17 protein-coding genes are annotated in these 18,306 nt (G+C 71.2%); 2 read left to right on the forward strand and 15 right to left on the reverse strand.

Annotation, left to right across the window (positions count from 1 at the left end; all coding sequences use genetic code 11):
* Nucleotides 1-300: 300 nt before the first annotated feature.
* Complete coding sequence (locus ABIA33_RS22385; protein ID WP_370084148.1) at nt 301-2,481, forward strand: MMPL family transporter; 2,181 nt, start codon at nt 301-303, stop codon at nt 2,479-2,481.
* Nucleotides 2,482-2,659: 178 nt separating this feature from the next.
* Here ABIA33_RS22385 and ABIA33_RS22390 read toward each other — a convergent pair whose 3' ends face one another.
* From ABIA33_RS22390 to ABIA33_RS22460, 15 genes are all read right to left on the reverse strand, one after another.
* Nucleotides 2,660-3,409 (reverse strand): sirohydrochlorin chelatase, encoded by a 750-nt coding sequence (locus ABIA33_RS22390; protein WP_370084149.1) that lies wholly within the window; start codon nt 3,407-3,409, stop codon nt 2,660-2,662.
* Nucleotides 3,406-4,374: an ABC transporter permease gene (locus ABIA33_RS22395; protein ID WP_370084150.1), complete on the reverse strand. Its 969-nt coding sequence runs from the start codon at nt 4,372-4,374 to the stop codon at nt 3,406-3,408. The genes ABIA33_RS22390 and ABIA33_RS22395 overlap by 4 nt, the downstream gene beginning before the upstream one ends.
* The gene (locus ABIA33_RS22400; protein ID WP_370084151.1) at nt 4,361-5,161 is read right to left on the reverse strand and encodes an ABC transporter ATP-binding protein; all 801 of its coding nucleotides are present in this window, start codon (nt 5,159-5,161) and stop codon (nt 4,361-4,363) included. The genes ABIA33_RS22395 and ABIA33_RS22400 overlap by 14 nt, the downstream gene beginning before the upstream one ends.
* Before the next feature lie 144 nt (nt 5,162-5,305).
* Entirely contained in the window at nt 5,306-6,433 is a 1,128-nt protein-coding gene (locus ABIA33_RS22405; protein ID WP_370084152.1) for an aliphatic sulfonate ABC transporter substrate-binding protein, read from the reverse strand.
* A 277-nt stretch (nt 6,434-6,710) separates the two neighbouring features.
* Nucleotides 6,711-8,009, reverse strand: a complete 1,299-nt coding sequence (locus tag ABIA33_RS22410; protein WP_370084153.1) for a sulfate adenylyltransferase subunit 1 — start codon at nt 8,007-8,009, stop codon at nt 6,711-6,713.
* A gap of 2 nt (nt 8,010-8,011) precedes the next feature.
* Complete coding sequence (gene cysD / locus ABIA33_RS22415; protein WP_370084263.1) at nt 8,012-8,932, reverse strand: sulfate adenylyltransferase subunit CysD; 921 nt, start codon at nt 8,930-8,932, stop codon at nt 8,012-8,014.
* Nucleotides 8,933-8,949: 17 nt separating this feature from the next.
* The gene (cysC, locus tag ABIA33_RS22420; RefSeq protein ID WP_370084154.1) at nt 8,950-9,531 is read right to left on the reverse strand and encodes an adenylyl-sulfate kinase; all 582 of its coding nucleotides are present in this window, start codon (nt 9,529-9,531) and stop codon (nt 8,950-8,952) included.
* Nucleotides 9,532-9,582: 51 nt separating this feature from the next.
* Nucleotides 9,583-10,305, reverse strand: a complete 723-nt coding sequence (locus ABIA33_RS22425; protein ID WP_370084155.1) for a phosphoadenylyl-sulfate reductase — start codon at nt 10,303-10,305, stop codon at nt 9,583-9,585.
* The gene (locus ABIA33_RS22430) at nt 10,289-10,477 is read right to left on the reverse strand and encodes a hypothetical protein (protein WP_370084156.1); all 189 of its coding nucleotides are present in this window, start codon (nt 10,475-10,477) and stop codon (nt 10,289-10,291) included. Before ABIA33_RS22430 ends, ABIA33_RS22425 begins: the two co-directional genes overlap by 17 nt.
* 52 nt (nt 10,478-10,529) lie before the next feature.
* Nucleotides 10,530-12,239, reverse strand: a complete 1,710-nt coding sequence (locus ABIA33_RS22435; protein WP_370084157.1) for a nitrite/sulfite reductase — start codon at nt 12,237-12,239, stop codon at nt 10,530-10,532.
* Between the two features lie 161 nt (nt 12,240-12,400).
* Entirely contained in the window at nt 12,401-12,484 is an 84-nt protein-coding gene (locus ABIA33_RS22440; protein WP_332262522.1) for a putative leader peptide, read from the reverse strand.
* Between the two features lie 347 nt (nt 12,485-12,831).
* The gene (locus ABIA33_RS22445; RefSeq protein ID WP_370084158.1) at nt 12,832-14,559 is read right to left on the reverse strand and encodes an SDR family oxidoreductase; all 1,728 of its coding nucleotides are present in this window, start codon (nt 14,557-14,559) and stop codon (nt 12,832-12,834) included.
* Nucleotides 14,556-15,437, reverse strand: a complete 882-nt coding sequence (locus tag ABIA33_RS22450) for a M24 family metallopeptidase (protein ID WP_370084159.1) — start codon at nt 15,435-15,437, stop codon at nt 14,556-14,558. The genes ABIA33_RS22445 and ABIA33_RS22450 overlap by 4 nt, the downstream gene beginning before the upstream one ends.
* A gap of 4 nt (nt 15,438-15,441) precedes the next feature.
* On the reverse strand, nt 15,442-16,527 hold the full coding sequence (locus ABIA33_RS22455) for a 2Fe-2S iron-sulfur cluster-binding protein (RefSeq protein ID WP_370084160.1): 1,086 nt from the start codon (nt 16,525-16,527) through the stop codon (nt 15,442-15,444).
* Between the two features lie 97 nt (nt 16,528-16,624).
* Nucleotides 16,625-17,530: a metal-dependent hydrolase gene (locus tag ABIA33_RS22460; RefSeq protein ID WP_370084161.1), complete on the reverse strand. Its 906-nt coding sequence runs from the start codon at nt 17,528-17,530 to the stop codon at nt 16,625-16,627.
* Nucleotides 17,531-17,598: 68 nt separating this feature from the next.
* Here ABIA33_RS22460 and ABIA33_RS22465 point away from each other — a divergent pair, with 68 nt between their 5' ends.
* A complete protein-coding gene (locus ABIA33_RS22465; RefSeq protein WP_370084162.1) occupies nt 17,599-18,249 on the forward strand; it encodes a TetR/AcrR family transcriptional regulator in 651 nt (216 codons plus the stop codon).
* Nucleotides 18,250-18,306: the final 57 nt, after the last annotated feature.

An 18,306-nucleotide genomic window follows, 5' to 3' on the forward strand; every position in this document is an offset into this window, starting at 1 on the left:
CTCAGGGCGACTCGGGGGTTACCCCTACCCTCTCCGATCTGCTTCTCCGCCCTGAGGGGGAGAGGGATCCACCCGGGGGACGAGGAAACGGCCGGTCGGGAGGGGTGAAGATGGTGCAGGGGATCGCGGGGGTTCCGTCAGGGCGCCGGGGCCGAAAGGCCCGACTTGCCGGGCGGCTAGTCAGCTTCCTAAGATGCCTGAACAGAACTTACCTGCCGACCGGCTAGTCATTCGGTCCGATCGCGCTGCCCGTGCACCGACGCTGGGGCGGGGTGGTCCTCGCCTTGGAGGCGCACTCGCATGTTTCACCGGATAGGACGCACGGTCGTGCGTCACCCGATCTGGACGATCGTGGCGTGGATCGTCGCCGCCGTCGTGATCGTCATGACCGCGCCGACGCTGGCGTCGAACAGCGATGAGAGCAGTTTCCTGCCCAAGAGCTACGAGTCCATCCAGGCGATGGAACTGCAGCAGAAGGCGTTCCCAACGGCCTTCACCCCGGCCGCAGAGGTGCTCTACCAGCGCACCGACGGCCTGGCGCTCACCCCGGCCGACAAGACCGCGGTGCTGCAGCTCAACAAGGACCTCGCGGCCAAGAAGGTCGACCAGGTCCAGGGTGTCTTCCCCGGCCCCTTCTCCGCTGACGGCAAGTACGGCCTCGGGCTCGTCAAGATGGACGACAAGAGCGCCGGCCAGCCCAAGCAGGCAGACGCGGCCAAGGCCCTGCGTGACGACCTCCAGCAGCTGACCAAGGGCACCGACCTCAACGCCAAGCTCGGCGGTTCGGCGGCGCAGGTGCTGGACCAGCAGGACGCGTCCCAGCGCGGTCAGGCGCTCATCGGCGTGGGCACCTTCGTAATCATCATCCTGGCGATGCTGATCATCTTCCGGGCGCCGCTGATGGCGATCCTGCCGCTGGTGCTGATCGGCATCGTCGCGACGGCGGCCAACGGACTGATCGCGGACATCACCAAGCTGCTCGGGCTGCAGTCCAACAGCTCTGTGTCCGGCATCCTCATCGTCGTGCTGTTCGGCGTCGGCACGGACTACATCCTCTTCCTGATGTTCCGTTACCGGGAACGGCTGCGAGCGGGCGAGGACGCCAAGGAGGCCATGATCACGGCCGTCGGCCGGGTCGGCGAGGCCATCGCCTCCGCCGCAGGCGCCGTCATCATCGCCTTCCTCGCGCTGTCGCTGTCCTCGGTCTCCTTCCTCAAGCAGATGGGTCCGGCCCTGGGCATCGCGGTCGGCGTCACCCTGATCGCCGGTCTGACCCTGATCCCGGCCGTGTTCTCGCTGATCCCGCCGAAGGCGCTGTTCTGGCCGTCGAAGAAGTGGCAGGTCGAGCCGCAGAGCTCGAAGTTCGCCAGCGTCGGGCGCCTGGTGCAGCGCCGTCCGGCCATGGTCGCCCTGGTCTCCGGACTGCTCATGGTCGCCCTGGCGCTCGTGGCCACCAGCTACAAGGCCAGCTTCGACTTCGCCTCGGGCTCCATGCCCAAGACCAAGGAGTCGATGGTCGTCCAGGACACCATGACCCGGGCGTTCAGTGCGGGCGCAGCCCAGCCCACCCAGGTCTACCTGACCAGCGACAGCGGTACCGTCCTGGACAAGTCGGCGGTCAGCGGCCTGGAGGACAAGCTGAAGACGGTCCCCGGCGTCGCCCAGGTCGCCCCGGCCCGGTTCAACGCGGCGGGCAACACCGCGGACATCTCGGTCGTGCTCACGAACGACCCGCAGAGCTCGCAGGCCATGAACACGGTCGACAGCATCCGCACGGTCGCCCACGCCGCGGCCCCAGCCGGGGACAAGGCGCTGGTCGGCGGGGTCTCCGCGATCTACAAGGACATCAACAAGGCGATCAACCACGACTACCTGGTGGTCTTCCCGACCGCAGGGCTGCTGATCATGCTGATCCTGGGCCTGATGCTGCGCAGCGTGGTCGCCCCCTGGTACCTGATGGCCTCGGTGGGCCTCGGCTTCGCCGCGACCCTGGGCGCCACGGTGCTGGTCTTCCAGCACATGCAGAACCAGTCGGGGCTGATGTTCATGCTCCCGGTGTTCATGTATCTCTTCGTGGTGGCGATCGGCACGGACTACAACATCCTCATGATCGCCCGATTGCGGGAGGAGGCCCGGGAGGGCCGCAACCCGCGCGAGGCGGCGGCGCAGGCCCTGCGCCACGCCGGGCCGACGGTGGCGGCGGCCGGCGCGATCCTCGCCGGAACCTTCGCCAGCATGATGCTCGCCGGGAACACCCTCTTCGCGGAGATGGGCTTCTCGATCAGCTTCGGCATCGTGATCGCCGCGTTCGTCATGGCGATGTTCTTCACCCCGTCGCTGACCGCGCTGATCGGGCACGCCGCGTGGTGGCCAGGACACGCGGACCGTGGGCACTCCGGCCACGGGGAGAGCAAGGTCGTCGCCGGGAACTTCCCGGTACGGGACAGCGACGCCGAGGTGGACTCGCCGTCCCGCAGGTAGCAGTCAGCTCAATGCTGGGGCCGGGCACGCGATGACCGCGTGCCCGGCCCTGTCGGCAGATGAGCAACCACAACCAGGGGCGCGAGGAACTGCGCGACCAGCCAGCAACGAAGGTGCATGGTTGGCAGCGCAGTTCCCCGCGCCCCTGCTGTGCTACCTCGTGTGCCTCAGCTCAGGCTCAGGCGCTGAGCGCCTGCGGGCTGGTGCGGGCGAGCAGGGCCTCGTCGTATCGGCGGAGCAGAAGGCGGGCGAGCTCGGGAGTCGCGCCCAGGGGGGCGGCGACGGCGTCCACGCCGGCGGCGGCGGCCTCGGCGGCGATCCGGTCCGGGAGCAGGCCAGGGGCGAGCAGGTACGGAGCGACGGCGATCTGCCGGGCGCCGCGCGCCCGGAGGGCGGCGACGGCGGCGGCGACCCGGGGCGGGGCCGCGGAGGCGTGGGCCACCTCGACGCCCGCCCAGCCGCGCAGGCTCTGCCACGCGGCGGCGACCCGGCGGGTGACCGCGTTGGCGGCCGGGTCGGAGGACCCTGCCGCGGCGAGGACGATCCCGGTGCCCGCGGAGGGGTCCACGCCCGCCTCGGCGAGGCGGCGGTCCAGGGCGTCCAGGAGCAGCGGGGACGGGCCGAGGACCGGTCCCTGACGGATGATCAGGCGCGGGTTGCGGGCGGCGGCTTCCGCGAGGACGCCGGGGATGTCGCTGCGCGCGTGGAAGGCGTGGTTGAGGAGCAGCGGAAGGGCGACGACCTCACCCTCCAGGCGGCTGAGCAGTTGCGGGATTCGGGGCGCGCAGTGGTCCAGGTAGCCGACCTCGACGTCCAGGCCAGGGCGCCGCGCCCGCACCTGCGCCGCCAGGTCGGTGACCGTGGCGGCGTGGCGCGGATCGCGGCTTCCGTGGGCGACGAGGAGCAGCGTCGAGGAGGCGGGTCTCATCGGCGCGCCACCAGCAGACCCCGCGAGCGCAGCACCCGCCGCTCCAGCGGAGCGAAGATCAGCAGCTCGATGCCGATGCCGACGAGCAGGATCAGCAGGATCGTCGACAGCACGCCGGGCATGTCCTGGACCTCGCGGGCGTTCTCCAGCGACTGGCCCAGACCCAGACCCAGCGCCGGCGAGCTGGCGATCAGCTCGGCGGCCATCAGCGAGCGCCAGGCGAAGGCCCAGCCCTGCTTCAGGCCGGCCAGATAACCGGGCAGCGCGGCGGGCAGCAGCACGAACCAGACGCCGCGCAGCCCGGTTGCGCCCAGGGTGCGACCGGCCCGCAGGTAGAGCGGTTGGACCTGGTCGACGCCCGCGACCAGGCCGTTGGCGATGGACGGCACCGCGCCGAGCAGGACGACGGCGTAGATCGTGGCGTTGCTGAGCCCGAACCAGATGACCGCGGCCGGGACCCAGGCGACCGAGGGGATGGACTGGAGCCCGGACAGGATCGGCCCGATCGCCGCGCGTACCGGCTTGACCTTGGCCACGAGCAGGCCGATGGGCGTGCCGATGACGACGGAGGCGAGGAAGCCGAGCGCGCCCCGGGACAGCGAGGTCCAGATGGTGCCGAGGATGGTGCCCTGCAGCCACTGGTCGTAGAGGCTGTTCCACACGTCCAGCGGGCTGGGCAGCAGGTCCGGCCGCTTGAGGTGGGCCGCGTACGCGCCCTGCCAGAGGAGCAGGACCAGGACGACGGCGATCAGCGGCGGCAGGGCCTTGGAGAGCAGGACGCGGCGAAGCGGCGTGCCTTCGACGGTCTCGGTCTCCAGGGCGTCGAGGCCGGCGCCGAGGTCGGCCGCCTCGTCGGAGGTGCTGACGCCGGCCGGAGCCGCCTTGACGCTGTCGACCGCCGCGTCCACGGGCGCCTCGGCGTCGGTCGCGGCCGTCGTGGCTGTGGTGGTGTCAGTGCTGGACATGGCGGCGGATCTCCCCACGGAGCTGGTCGGTGATCTCGACAGAGAGGTCCGCCACTCCGGCGGACTCGATGCGGCGCGGCTGCGGCAGGTCGATCCGCCATTCGCTGGCGATCCGACCCGGGCGGGACGAGAGCAGCACGACGCGCTGGGCCAGGCGCACGGCCTCGCGCACGTTGTGGGTGACGAACAGGACGGAGACGTTCGTCTCGGCCCAGATCCGGGTCAGCTCCTCGTGCAGCACATCGCGGGTGATGGCGTCGAGCGCCGCGAAGGGCTCGTCCATCAGCAGCACGTTGGCGTCCTGGGCGAGCGCGCGGGCCAGGGCGACGCGCTGGCGCATGCCGCCGGAGAGCTCGTGCACGCGCTTCTTGTGCGAGCCGGTGAGGCGCACCAGGGTGAGCAGCCGCTCTGCCTCGGCACGGCGCTCGCCGCGCGGCAGGCCGCGCAACCGCAGCGCCAGCTCGATGTTCTGGCCGGCGGTGAGCCAGGGGAAGAGGGCGTGCTCCTGGAACATCAGCGCGGCCCGGCCACCGGGCACCTCGATGCTGCCGCTGGTGGGGCGGTCGAGGCCGGCGACCAGGTTGAGCAGGGTCGACTTGCCGCAGCCGGACGCGCCGAGGAGGCAGACGAACTCGCCCGGCGCGACGTTGAGGCTGATGTCGTCCAGGACCGGGTGCGCGTGGCCGCTGCGCCCGAACGTCTTGCTGACATGGTCGAGCGTCACGGCGGGGGGTTCGGTGGCGAGTGCGGGGCTGGTGGGCAGTTGTTCGGTGACTACCGGGGCCATCCGGTCACCTCCTGGGCTTTGTGCTGACGGGCGGGGAAAGAAAGAGGAGAGGGGGAGAGGGGCTCTGCCGGGGCCCGTCCCGGTCCGTGTGATCGGGCATCGACGCGGACACGGGACGGGCACCGGGGCTCAGGGGGTGCCGGGCTACTGCGCGCCCAGTCCGGCGGCGGAGACGGGCTGCTGGCCCGCCGCGCCGAGGACCTTGTTGAGCAGCGTCAGGTCGTAGATGCCGGTGAGGTCGGGCTTGGTGACGAAGCCGGCGGCGACGGAGTGGTCGGCCTGCGTCTTGAGGGTGGTGGCGAGCGGGTCGTTGGTGACGGTCAGTTCGGACCAGGCAGCGTCGAGGACCTTGGTCGGCAGCGCCTTCTTGGTGAGGGTCGTCAGCGCGGTGTTGGCGTCCTTCTTGGCCTGGTCGGGGTTGGCGAGGATCCAGGCGTTGGTGTCCACGGACGCCTTCAGTACGGCCTGGACGACGTCCGGGTGGGCCGTCAGGAAGCTCTGCGAGACGATCACGTTGGTGGAGACGAACTGGCCGTTCGGCCACAGCGACTTCTCGTCGACCAGGACCTTCGCGCCCTCGGCGACCAGCTTGGAGGCGGTCGGCTCGGGCACCCAGGCGCCGTCGATCGACCCGGAGGAGTAGGCGGTCGGGGTCAGCGAGTTGTCGGTGCGGACCACCGAGACGTCGCCGGCACCGGACTTGGCGTTCTCCTTGTAGCCGTTGGTGGCGAGGAAGTTGAGCAGCGCCACGTCCTGGGTGTTGCCGAGCTGCGGGGTGGCGATCTTCTTGCCCTTGAGGTCCGCGATGGTCTTGATCTTCGCGGGGTTGACGACCAGCTCCACGCCGCCGGAGGTGGCACCGGAGATGATCTTCAGCGCTGCGCCCTTGGACTTCACGTAGGCGTTGATCGCGGGGGAGGGGCCGATCCAGCCGATGTCGATGGCACCGGAGTTCAGCGCCTCGGCCTCGGCCGGCCCGGCGTTGAAGATCTGGGTCTTGATCGTGGTCGAGCCCAGGTCCTTGGCGAACAGGCCGTCCTGGACGCCGATCAGCGGGGTCGCGTGGGTGAGGTTGGCGAAGTAGCCGATGTGGACGGTGTCGGCGGACAGCTTGACCGTCGACGCGCCGCCGGAGCCGGCGGAGACGGGTGCAGCGGCCGTGGTGGCGGCCTTGGAGCCGTAGCCGCAAGCGCTGAGCAGACCGATGGTGGCGAGTCCGGCGGCGGCAGCGGAGACGGCGCGTCTGATGCGAGTGCGGTTCAGGGCAGACATGAATGGTCCTCACGAGGATGGCAGGAAGCGGGCTGTGGCGCTCAGCCGTCGCGCCATGGGTGCGCGGGGGCTGGGGCAGTCCGGGTCGGGCGGCGGGAATGCCGCAACGAGGACCCGGCGACGGGGATCAGCAGTTCCCCGTCAGCACCCACATCGGGCGACGCCGCCCTGGCCCGCGCCGAGCGCGCCGCTGCCTACGCGGCCGCCTTCCTTCGCCATGCGGGAGAATGCCTCGCCGCCCATCGTGAGAAGTCCCGTCATCAGAGGGTTCCGAACTCTAGAAAGCCTCGCCGGCCATACCGGCCGTGAGGGTGGTGCCGTCCGCCTGGTCGATCAGCAGGAACGAGCCGGTGCGGCGGTTGACCGCGTACGGGTCGAGCGCCAGCGGCTCGGAGGTGCGCAGCACCACCTGGCCGATGTCGTTGACCTGCAGGCTCTCGGGCTGTGCGACCCGGTCCAGGCTGTCGATGTCGATGCGGTAGGGGATGTCCTTGACGATCGCCCGCACCGTGCGGGTGGTGTGCTTGAGCAGCACCTTGTCGCCGACCCGCAGTGGACGCTCGTGCAGGTGGGAGACGGTGGCGACGACGTCCTGGGTGGACTGGGGCGCTGCGCCGGCCGCGATCAGGTCGCCGCGGGAGACGTCGATGTCGTCGGTCAGCCGCACCGTCACCGACTGGGGGGCCCAGGCGATGTCGGTCTGCTTGCCGAGGACGTCGATCCCGGCGACGGTGGTGGTCAGCCCGGACGGCAGGACGGTCACCGGGTCGCCGGCCCGCAGCACGCCGGAGGCCAACTGGCCCGCGTAACCGCGGTAGTCGCGGTGCTCGCCGCCCTGCGGGCGGATCACGTACTGGACCGGGAAGCGCGCGGGCTCGTCGGACGGGTCGCCGCCGACCGGCACCGTCTCCAGGTGCTCCAGCAGGGTGGGGCCGCCGTACCAGTCCATGTGCGCTGACGGCTCGACCACGTTGTCCCCGGCCAGCGCGGAGATCGGGATGGCGGTGACGTCGGGCACGCCCAGCGAGGCGGCGTACGCGCTGAACTCCGCTGCGATAGCGGCGAAGACCGGCTCGGCGTAGTCGACCAGGTCCATCTTGTTGACGGCCAGCACGACGTGCGGCACGCGCAGCAGGGCGGCCACCGCCGCGTGGCGGCGGGTCTGCTGGACGACGCCGTTGCGGGCGTCGACCAGGACGACGGCCAGCTCGGCGGTGGAGGCGCCGGTGACCATGTTGCGGGTGTACTGCACGTGGCCGGGCGTGTCCGCGAGGATGAAGCGGCGGCGCGCGGTGGCGAAGTAGCGGTACGCCACGTCGATGGTGATGCCCTGCTCGCGCTCGGCCCGCAGGCCGTCGGTGAGCAGCGCCAGGTCCGGCGCCTCCTGGCCGCGCTTGAGCGAGGCGTGGGTGACCGCCTCCAACTGGTCCGTCAGGATCGACTTGGAGTCGTGCAACAGTCGGCCGACCAGGGTCGACTTGCCGTCGTCCACCGACCCGGCCGTGGCGAAGCGCAGCAGCGCGGTCGCCGAGCCGGTCTCCAACGCGGGGGGTGTGTGGTGCAGTTCGGTCGACATGTCTAGAAGTACCCCTCGCGCTTGCGGTCTTCCATGGCGGCCTCGGACATCTTGTCGTCGGCCCGGGTGGCCCCGCGTTCGGTCAGGCGGCTGGCAGCCACCTCGGTGATGACGTCGGCGACGGTGGCGGCCTCGGAGTCGACCGCGCCGGTGCAGGACATGTCGCCCACGGTGCGGTAGCGGACCAGGCGGCGCTGCGTCGTCTCGTTCTCCTTGGGGCCGCCCCACTCGCCTGCGGTCAGCCACATGCCGTTGCGCTGGAACACCTCGCGCTCGTGGGCGTAGTAGATCTCGGGGAGCTCGATGTTCTCGCGCTCGATGTACTGCCAGACGTCCAGCTCGGTCCAGTTGGACAGCGGGAAGACGCGGACGTGCTCGCCGGGGGAGTGGCGGCCGTTGTAGAGCGACCACAGCTCGGGGCGCTGGCGGCGCGGGTCCCAGGCGCCGAACTCGTCGCGCAGCGAGAAGACCCGCTCCTTGGCGCGGGCCTTCTCCTCGTCGCGGCGCCCGCCGCCGAAGACCGCGTCGAAGCGGTTGCTCTCGATGCCGTCGAGCAGCGGCACGGTCTGCAGCGGGTTGCGCAGGCCGTCGGGGCGCTCACGCAGCCGGCCGCTGTCGATGAAGTCCTGGACCGAGGCGACGTGCAGGCGCAGGCCGTGCTCGGCGACCGTGCGGTCGCGGTAGGCCAGCACCTCGGGGAAGTTGTGCCCGGTGTCGACATGCAGCAGCGAGAACGGCACCGGCGCGGGCCAGAAGGCCTTCAGCGCCAGGTGCAGCATGACGATGGAGTCCTTGCCGCCCGAGAAGAGGATCACCGGGCGCTCGAACTCGCCGGCCACCTCGCGGAAGATGTGCACGGCCTCGGCCTCGAGGGCGTCCAGGTGCGACAGCGCGTACGGATTGTCGTAGGCGTCGGCGGTCAGGATGTCGGCAGCGGTGGTCACGCCAGTCCCCTCTCGGTGAGCAGTGCGTGCAGGGCGGCGGCCGAGTCGGCCACCGGCTGGGTGTGCGCCTCGATGCGCAGGGCGGGCGCGGTGGGCGCCTCGTAGGGGTCGTCCACCCCGGTGAGGCCGGAGATCTCGCCGGCCGCCTGCTTGGCGTACAGGCCCTTGACGTCGCGGACCGAGCAGACCTCGACCGGCGTGGCGACGTGCACCTCCAGGTACGGCGTCCCCTGCTCGGCGTGCCGGGTGGCGACTGCGTCGCGGGAGGCGGCGTAGGGGGCGATCACCGGTGCGAGCACCTTGACGCCGTTGGAGGCCAGCAGTTCGGCGACGAAGCCGATGCGCTGGATGTTGGTGTCGCGGTCCCCGGGAGTGAAGCCGAGCCCGGCGGAGAGGAAGGTGCGGATCTCGTCGCCGTCCAGGATCTCCACCCGGTGGCCCTCGGCGCGCAGGCGCTCGGCCAGGGCCAGGGCGATCGTGGTCTTCCCGGCGCTGGGCAGGCCGGTCAGCCACACGGTGGCGCCGCACTGCTGCACGGCGGCCGCCGTGGCGGGCGGTGCGTCGACGGTGGTGGTCATCAGGTCTGCTCCATCAGGGGGTGGGGGTGAGAGGTGGCCGGGCCGGAACGTCTAGAGGTGGATGCCGCACTCGGTCTTGCCGGCGCCGGCCCAACGGCCCGAGCGGGCGTCCTCGCCTTCGAGGATGCGGCGGGTGCAGGACTCCGGGGCGCAGCCGATGGAGGCGTAGCCGTCCATGAGCAGCGTGTTCAGCAGGATTCCGTGCTCGGCGACGTACGCGTCCACATCCGCCTGGGTCCAGCGGGCGATGGGTGCGATCTTCACCTTCTGCCGCTTGGGGTCGAAGGAGACGACCGGTGTGTTGGCGCGGGTCGGGGACTCGTCGCGGCGCAGGCCGGTCGCCCAGGCGTCGTATCCGGCGAGGCCGCGGTTCAGCGGCTCGACCTTGCGCAGCGCGCAGCAGCGGTCGGGGTCGCGGTCGTGCAGTCGCGGACCGTACTCTGCGTCCTGCTCGGCCACGGTCTGGCGCGGCGTCAGGGTGATGACGTTGACCGGGTAGACGGCGGCGACGGCGTCGCGGGTGCCGATGGTCTCCGCGAAGTGGTAGCCGGTGTCCAGGAAGATCACGTCGACGCCGGGCAGGGCGGTGGACGCCAGGTGCGCGACGACGGCGTCCTCCATGGAGGAGGTCACGGCGAACCGCCGACCGAAGGTCTCGGCGGCCCAGCGCATCACCTCCTGGGCGGAGGCGTCTTCCAGGTCGCGCCCGGCCTGGACGGCGAGGGCTTCGAGTTCGGCCGGAGAGTACGGCGATATCTCAGTCTTGGTGGTCATCTGACGGCCCCCCAGATGTGGATGAATGAGCGGAAAGCAGGCCAAGGAACTTCAAGGAGAACGCGCGCCGGCAGGATGCGCATTCCCAACTGCCGTGCCCGCCGTCCTCGCTCGGGCGCAGATCCTCGTCCCCGCAGTAGGGGCAGTAGAACGGTGCTGCGCGCTCGCTCATGCGCCCGCCTCGCTTCGCTCGGCAGTCGCTTCGCGAAATGCGCTTCGCTCGCTCACTTGAGAGCCTCCTCGTCCGCGCGCAGCGCCCACTCGGCGAAGCGCTCGTCGGCGGTCCGCTCCGCGTCGAAGCGGCGCAGCACGCGCTCGACGTAGTCGGGCAGCTCGTCGGAGGTGACCTTGAGGCCGCGGACCTTGCGGCCGAACGCGGCGTCGAAGCCGAGGCTGCCGCCCAGGTGGATCTGGAAGCCCTCGACCTGCTCGCCCTCCGCGTTCAGGACCAGCTGGCCCTTGAGGCCGATGTCCGCGGTCTGGATCCTGGCGCAGGCGTTGGGGCAGCCGTTGATGTTGATGCTGATCGGCTGCTCGAAGTCCGGAAGGCGCTTCTCCAGGTCGGCGATCAGGTCCTGGCCGCGGCCCTTGGTCTCGACGATCGCCAGCTTGCAGAACTCGATGCCGGTGCAGGCCATCGTGCCGCGCCGGAACGGGGAGGGGTTGACCTGGAAGTCCAGTGCCTCCAGCGCCGCGACCAGGGAGTCGACCTGGTCCGCCGTGACATCCAGGATGATCATCTTCTGCTCGACGGTGGTCCGCAGCCGGTCCGAGCCGTGGGCGGCGGCGACATCGGCGATCTTCGCCAGGGTGGCGCCGTCGACGCGGCCGACCTTGGGGGCGAAGCCCACATAGAAGCGGCCGTCGTTCTGCGGGTGGACGCCGACGTGGTCGCGCCACTGCGTGCTGGGCTCGGCCGGGGCGGGGCCGTCGACCAGCTTGTACTTCAGGTACTCGTCCTCGAGTATCTGGCGGAACTTCTCCGGTCCCCAGTCCGCCATCAGGAACTTCAGGCGGGCGCGGGTGCGCAGCCGGCGGTAGCCGTAGTCGCGGAAGATGCCGACCACGCCCGCCCACACGTCCGGGACCTCGTCCAGCGGCACCCAGGCGCCGAGGCGCTCGGCGAGGCGGGGGTTGGTGGACAGGCCGCCGCCGACCCACACGTCGAATCCGGGACCGTGCTCGGGGTGGACGACGCCGACGAAGGCGATGTCGTTGATCTCGTGCACGACGTCCTGGACCGGCGATCCGGAGATCGCGGTCTTGAACTTGCGCGGGAGGTTGGAGAACTCCTTGTTGCCGATGTAACGCTCGTGGATCTCGTCGACGGCGGGGGTGCCGTCGATGATCTCGTCCTGGGCGATACCGGCGACGGGGGAGCCGATGATGACGCGGGGGCAGTCGCCGCACGCCTCGGTCGTGGACAGGCCCACGGCCTCCAGCTTCTGCCAGATCGCGGGGACGTCCTCGATCCGGATCCAGTGCAGCTGGATGTTCTGGCGGTCGGTGATGTCGGCGGTGCCGCGGGCGTAGGTGTCGGAGACCTCGCCGATGGCACGCAGCTGCGCGGTGGTCAGCCGGCCGCCGTCGATACGGACCCGCAGCATGAAGTGCTCGTCGTCCAGCTCGTGCGGTTCGAGGATGGCGGTCTTGCCGCCGTCGATGCCCGCCTTGCGCTGGGTGTAGAGGCCCCACCAGCGCATCCGGCCGCGGAGGTCGGCCGGGTCGATCGAGTCGAAGCCGCGCTGGGAGTAGATCGTCTCAATGCGTGTCCGCACGTTGAGACCGTCGTCGTCCTTCTTGAACTGCTCGTTGGCGTTGAGCGGGGTGAAGTGACCCATGGCCCACTGGCCCTCACCGCGGTGGCGGGTCACCTTGCGGGTGGCCGCCGGGCGGCGCGCGGCGGCGTCGTCGGAGGTGGGGGTGGAGGCCATGGTGCGATCCTTCGGCAGATTGGGGCGGGGCCTGATGTTCGGCGGCGGTTCCCGGTCTGCACAGCGGCATTGACCTGCACGGGGTTGTGCGTGGAGCGTGCGGGTGTGCAGCGGTGACCTGACCGGGCCGACAGGCGGCGGGGTGAAGCGGCAGTATGGGCTCAGGTCACCGGACAGATGGCGCTGGACATGCGGCCGAGATCGACGTGAAGTCGACCGACCAAGGCAGTTCCGGCACCAGACATGGCAGAAGCGTCGCACGCCGATCTTTCTGGCGTCCACCGACGTCCAGTATGTGAACAATCCGGTCTCTCATGTCGAGACCGGTGGGTGACGGCTCAGATCGACGTCGGCTGCGGCCCGCGATCACCGCCGGCTCCATCCGCAGCCTGGGGCCTCTCAGCAGCGTACCGAAGGTCGCCTCCACGCTCTGCCGCGCACCGGCTGCCGGTCGGCGCCCGGCCGTCCACCATGTGGACGCCAGGACCGGCAGTCGGCGAGGGGTCGGCCGGGCGGAGGTTCCTCACCCCGGGTTCCTCACCCCGGGTTCCTCACCCCGGGTTCCTCACCCGGGTTCCTCACCCCGGGTTCCTCACCCCAGGTCGAAGCGCGCGGCGACGCGCAGCAGACCGGGGGAGAGGCGGCCGATCAGCCGGGCAGCCTTGGCCTCGACCGTCACCGGGACGACGGCGCGGTCCTTCCGCACCGCGCGGAGGATCTCGGCCGCCACCTTCTCGGGCGGGAAGTTGCGCCTGGCGTACATCCCGGAGACCCGCTGCCGCTGCGCGCTCTGCTCGGCTGCGTCCAGCCCGGAGAAGGTGGTGCTGCGGGTGATATTGGTGTTCACGATGCCGGGGTAGATCGCGGTGACGCTGATGCCGGACGCGGCGAGTTCGGCGCGCAGGCAGTCGGAGAGCATGGACACGGCTGCCTTGCTGGTGGCGTAGGCGGCGAGCATCTTGGACGGCAGGTAGGCGGCGGCCGAGGCCAGGTTGACGATGTGCCCGCCTTCGCCGCGCTCTGCCATCAGCGTCCCGAAGGCCCGGCAGCCGTGGATCACGCCCCACAGGTTGACGTCCAGCACCCGCTTCCACTCCGCCTCGGTGGTGGCGAGGAAGGTCCCGGAGTGGCCCACGCCGGCGTTGTTGACCACGATGTCGGGGACGGCGTGCTCGGCCGCGACCTTCGCCGCGAAAGCGTCGACTGCCGCGCCGTCGGAGACGTCCACCTGGTAGGCGTGGGCGTCCGCCCCGAGCAGCCGGGCGAGCTCGACGGTGCGGGTCGCCGCTTCGAGGTCGAGGTCGCAGACGACGACCTCCACCCCGTCCTCGGCGAAGGCCAGCGCGGTGGCCCGGCCGATACCGCCGCCCGCGCCGGTGATGACCGCCAGCCGCCGGTGCGTCCGAGGGAGGGCGGGCCCGCCCTCGTGGTGGGCGACGAACTCGCGGACCATGCGTGCCACTGTGGTTCCCTTCTCCAGCAGCGCCGACCAGTGGGTGGCCGGAAGGGTGCGGCGCCACAGCTGCGGCGCCCATCGCTCCAGGCCCTCGGTCAGCGCCGGGCTCACGTAGTTGTCCCTGGTCAGAGTGATCACCTGAACCGGTACGGCGGTCGGCCGCCGGCCGGGGCGCAGCAGCCGGGGCAGCATGTTCGCCCGATAGAGCGAGATCCCGCGGACGGCGTCGCCGGCAAGGGTCGGTTGCGGGTGTCCGGCGCGTGCCTTCACGCCCTCGGCCAGGCGCAGCACCGTGTCCCAGTGAGTCGCGAGCCCGTGCTGCCAGGCGGTGGGGGCGAGGCCGGGCAGGTGGAAGGCGACGATGTACCAGGAGTGTGCGGCCTGGGCGAGCAGCTGGGCGACGTGACGCGGCGTGGGGCGGCCGAGCCGGTGCCGGGCCCAGTGGCCGATGTGGTCCAGGCAGGGGCCCGAGATGGAGGTGTAGGAGGCGATACGGACGTCCGCAGCCGGGCGGGTGACGGCCTCCCAGGACTGGATGGAGCCCCAGTCGTGCGCCACGACATGGACCGGACGGTCGGGGCTGACGGCGTCGACGACGGCGAAGAGGTCGTCGGCGAGGAGCTCCAGGCGGTAGTCGCGGGTGCGCTCCGGACGGCCGGACGCACCGGCGCCGCGTACGTCGTAGCGGACCACGTGGTGGTCCTCGGCCAGCGCGGCGGCGACGTCGTCCCAGACCTGGTGGGTGTCCGGGTAGCCGTGGACGAGCAGCACGGTGGGGTGGGCGGGGTCGCCCTGTTCGTGGACGGCGAGCCGGAGGCCCGCGCCGCCGGCGACCGTCGACGTCCGGACGGCGGGGGCACTCATCGGGCGGCCTCGGCGGCAGCGGCGTTCGCGGCGTTCGCGGCGTTCTCCCAGCGGCGGACGTGCGGCAGGTCGTCGTCGAGCCAGTAGGCGTCGTCCTCGGTGACCACGAGCAGCTCTTCGAACTTCAGCCCCACGTCGCGGAAGCCGACATGCGGCTCGACGGCCCACAGCCCGGGTGTCGGCGCGTGCCGCGAGGAACGTCCGTCCGCCCAGAGCGGGGAGCGGCCCTGCAGCCGCTCGCTGACCAGCTCGCGGCCCAGGGTCTGCAGCGTGCGCACGCCGAAGCCGAACAGGTTCACCCCGGCCGGACCGCGCGCGGTCATCCGGGTGACCTGATGGCCGATCACCCGGCCCGGGTAGACCCGGTGCCGGTTGTCGTAGCCGTGCTTGGCGATCAGCGCGTCCACGGCGGCGTACACCTCGTTCAGCGGTTTGCGCTGCCGGACCTCCTGCAGGATCAGCTCGCGGTACTCGCGCAGGTCGAGCGCGATCCGGTCCCAGAGCGGGTTGTCGCCGATCTTCCCGGCGTAGCCGATGTCGGCGGTGTAGCCGTCGACGACGGGCGCGCAGTCGAGGACAAAGCACATGCCCTCCTCCAGCCGGCGGCCGGTGGCGAAGAACTGCAGCGGAGTCCTGAAGTGCCGGAACGCGGTGCGGTCGCCGAACCAGGCGAACGGCACGTGGAAGAAGTCCTGGACGCCTGCGGAGACCAGTTCCCGGCGCAGCCGGGAGGCGGCCTCACGCTCCGTCACCCCGGGGCCGAGCCAGTCGGCGACGTTCTGGGCGCAGCGGTAGGCCAGCTGCTGGAGTTCCCGGAACCGGTCCAGGTCCTCGGCGTCGAAGCGGAAGCGGGGTGGGGCGGACGTGCGTGCGGTCATCGGATCATCCGTCCAGTTCGAGGCATTCGCCCTCGGGGGCGCGGGACACGCAGACGAGCATCTGGCCTTCGGCCCGCTCCTGGTCGGTCAGCTTGCGGTCACGGTGCTCGACGGCGCCGGACGTCACCCGGCGGCGGCAGACGCCGCAGAAGCCCTGACGGCAGGAGTAGGGGGTATCGGGGTCGTTCTCCCGCAGCACGTCGAGGGCGGAGCGGTCGGCGGGTACCGGCAGGACCCTGCCGCTGCTGCGCAGCCGCAGGTCGAACGGACGGCCGTCGACGATCGGCGCGGCGCTGAAGCGCTCGAAGTGCAGAGCGGTGGCGGCGCAGGCGTCGAAGGCGCCGCGTACGGAGTCGAGCATCGGGGCGGGTCCGCAGACGTACACCGCCGATCCTGCGGGTGCGCGGCGCAGCAGCTCCGCGCCGTCGGGCGTTCCGTGCTCGTCGTCCGGCAGCAGCTCGACGCGGTCGCCGCCCAGCGCCGTGAGCTCGTCCGCGAAGGGCATCGAGGCGCGGGAGCGACCGGTGTGGACCAGCCGCCAGTCCAGGCCGCGACCGGCTGCCTCCCGGGCCATCGCAAGGATCGGGGTGATCCCGATGCCGCCCGCGATCAGGAGCACCGCCGGGTCGGCGGCGAACGGGAAAGCGTTGCGCGGTCCGCCGCCGGCGACCCGGGTGCCCGTGAGCAGGGTGTCGTGCACCTCGACCGAACCGCCCCCGCCGTCCGGCAGCCGGCGGACCGCGATCCGGTAGCTGCGGCGGTCGGCCGGGTCGCCGCACAGCGAGTACTGCCGGCGCAGGCCGGAGGGCAGCACCAGGTCGAGGTGGGCGCCGGGCTGCCAGGGCGGCAGCGGCCGGCCGTCGGGTGCGCTCAGCCGCAGCGAGACCACGTCCTCGGCCTCGGTCGCGCGGGCGGCGACGACCAGGTCCAGTGCGGCCGGCGGGGGCGGGAAGACACGGCGGCCGTAGCGGTCCTTCCTGGTGGCGATCGGCAGGTAGAAGCGGGTGACGGCGTCGAGGAAGCGCAGGAAGCGGTCGTCGCGGCCGCGCCCGTACAGGTCGGGTGGCAGCGGCACGGGGTCGTGGTTCATGGGTGGCGGTCCTTGTCCGTTCGCCGGTGCGGGGTGGCGGGCGTGTCTGCGGACGTCTCAGTGGGCGGACGTATCGGTGGACGTTTCCATGGACGTCTCAGTGGGCGGCGGCGCGGGCCGCAGGAGAGCTGCCCAGGTAGGCGACGGCCTGCCGGGTCGACCCCTCCTGGGTCGGGTGGTAGCGCGGGCTGAGGTAGCGCGCCGCAGAGCGAGACGCGCTGCCGAGCCGGGGGAGCAGCCCGCGCCGCGAGGCGGCGCGGTATCCGCGCCAGGTGGGTCGGGCTCCGGGGCCGAGCTCCGGGTCGGCCGCCATCAGGAAGCGGGTTCCGCGGACCCACAGGTGGAACAGCACAGGGCCGGTGATCGCCATGCTGCGGATGCGGCGTACGTAGCTCGGGTCGAGGTGCTGCAGCAGGTCGTAGGCGACACTGCGGTGCTCGACCTCCTCGGCCCCGTGCCAGCGGATCAGGTCGAGCATGGTCGGGTCGACGCCGACCCGGTCGAGGCCGTCGGCGTTGAGCACCCAGTCGCCGAGGAAGGCGGTGAAGTGCTCGACCGCCGCGATGATGGCGACCCGCTCGACCAGGTTCTCGCGCGCGGCGGTACCGGTCAGCTCCGGGTGCTCGCCCAGGACCCGGTGGAACAGGAACTCGGCCTGCCGGACGTAGGGGCGCGGGTCGAGGCCCTTCGCCAGCAGGTGGTCCAGGACTCCCTGGTGCGCCTCGGCGTGCACGGCCTCCTGGCCGATGAAGCCGAGGACCTCCTCGCGCAGCCGGTCGTCCCTGATCAGCGGCAGCGCCTCCTTGAGCGTGCGCACGAACCAGCGCTCTCCCTCCGGGAGCAGCAAGTGCAGGACGTTCACTACGTGCGTGGCCATCGGCTCGCCCGGCATCCAGTGCATGGGCAGGGCGGACCAGTCGAAGTGGACGTCCCTGGGCTGGAGCACCAGGCCATGGTGCTCCTCGCTCCGCGCCGGCTCCCGCTGCGTCGTGGACTGGGACATCGTCGCCCTCCTTATTGATGGTTACTCAACAGTAGGGGCTATTGAGGGCAAGTCAATAGGATGGGCGCATGGTTCGTTCTTCCGGTGCCCGGTTGTCCCCTGCCGATCGCAAGGCCCAGATCCTCACCGCCGCACGCGGCCTCCTGGAGGTGCGCGCCATCGACGCGATCTCCGTGGAAGCCGTGGCCGAGGAGGCGGGGGTCTCCCCAGGGTTGCTGTTCCACTACTTCGGCTCGCAGCGCAAGCTGCGCCAGGCCGTGCTCCGCGCCGTGGCGGACGAACTTCTCGACCATGTCAGACCTGACCCGGCGCTCAGCCTGGAGGAGCAACTTCGTTCCAGCGTCGAGGCGTTCGTCGAGCAGGTGTCCCGCCACCCCTCCGTCTACCTGGCCGTGGTCCGGCTGACCACCACCGGCGGCAACGCGGAGGCGCGGGCCCTGCACCGCGCCGTCCGGGCGACCTTCACCGACTGGATCACCGCCGGCCTCACCGGTGCGGGCATCCCGCCGAGCCCGCGGGTCGCGCTCGCTCTGGACGGTTGGCAGGCGTTCGTGGAGGAGATCGTGGCGACCTGGCTCGACCAGCCGACGTCGGTACGGATGGACCGGGCGGACCTGGTCGACCTCTGCGAGCGCAGCTGCTACCAGCTGGTCATGCTGGCGCTGGACGACGCCGGATCATGGGAGCAGATCCTCCCCAGGCTGCGCCGGTCGATCTAAGCGAGGCATAGGTCGCGCTTATGGGTCCATAGGCACAAGGCGGCTACCCAGGCAGGC

Source organism: Streptacidiphilus sp. MAP12-16 (assembly GCF_041262165.1).
In the GTDB taxonomy this organism is placed as follows: Bacteria; Actinomycetota; Actinomycetes; order Streptomycetales; family Streptomycetaceae; genus Streptacidiphilus.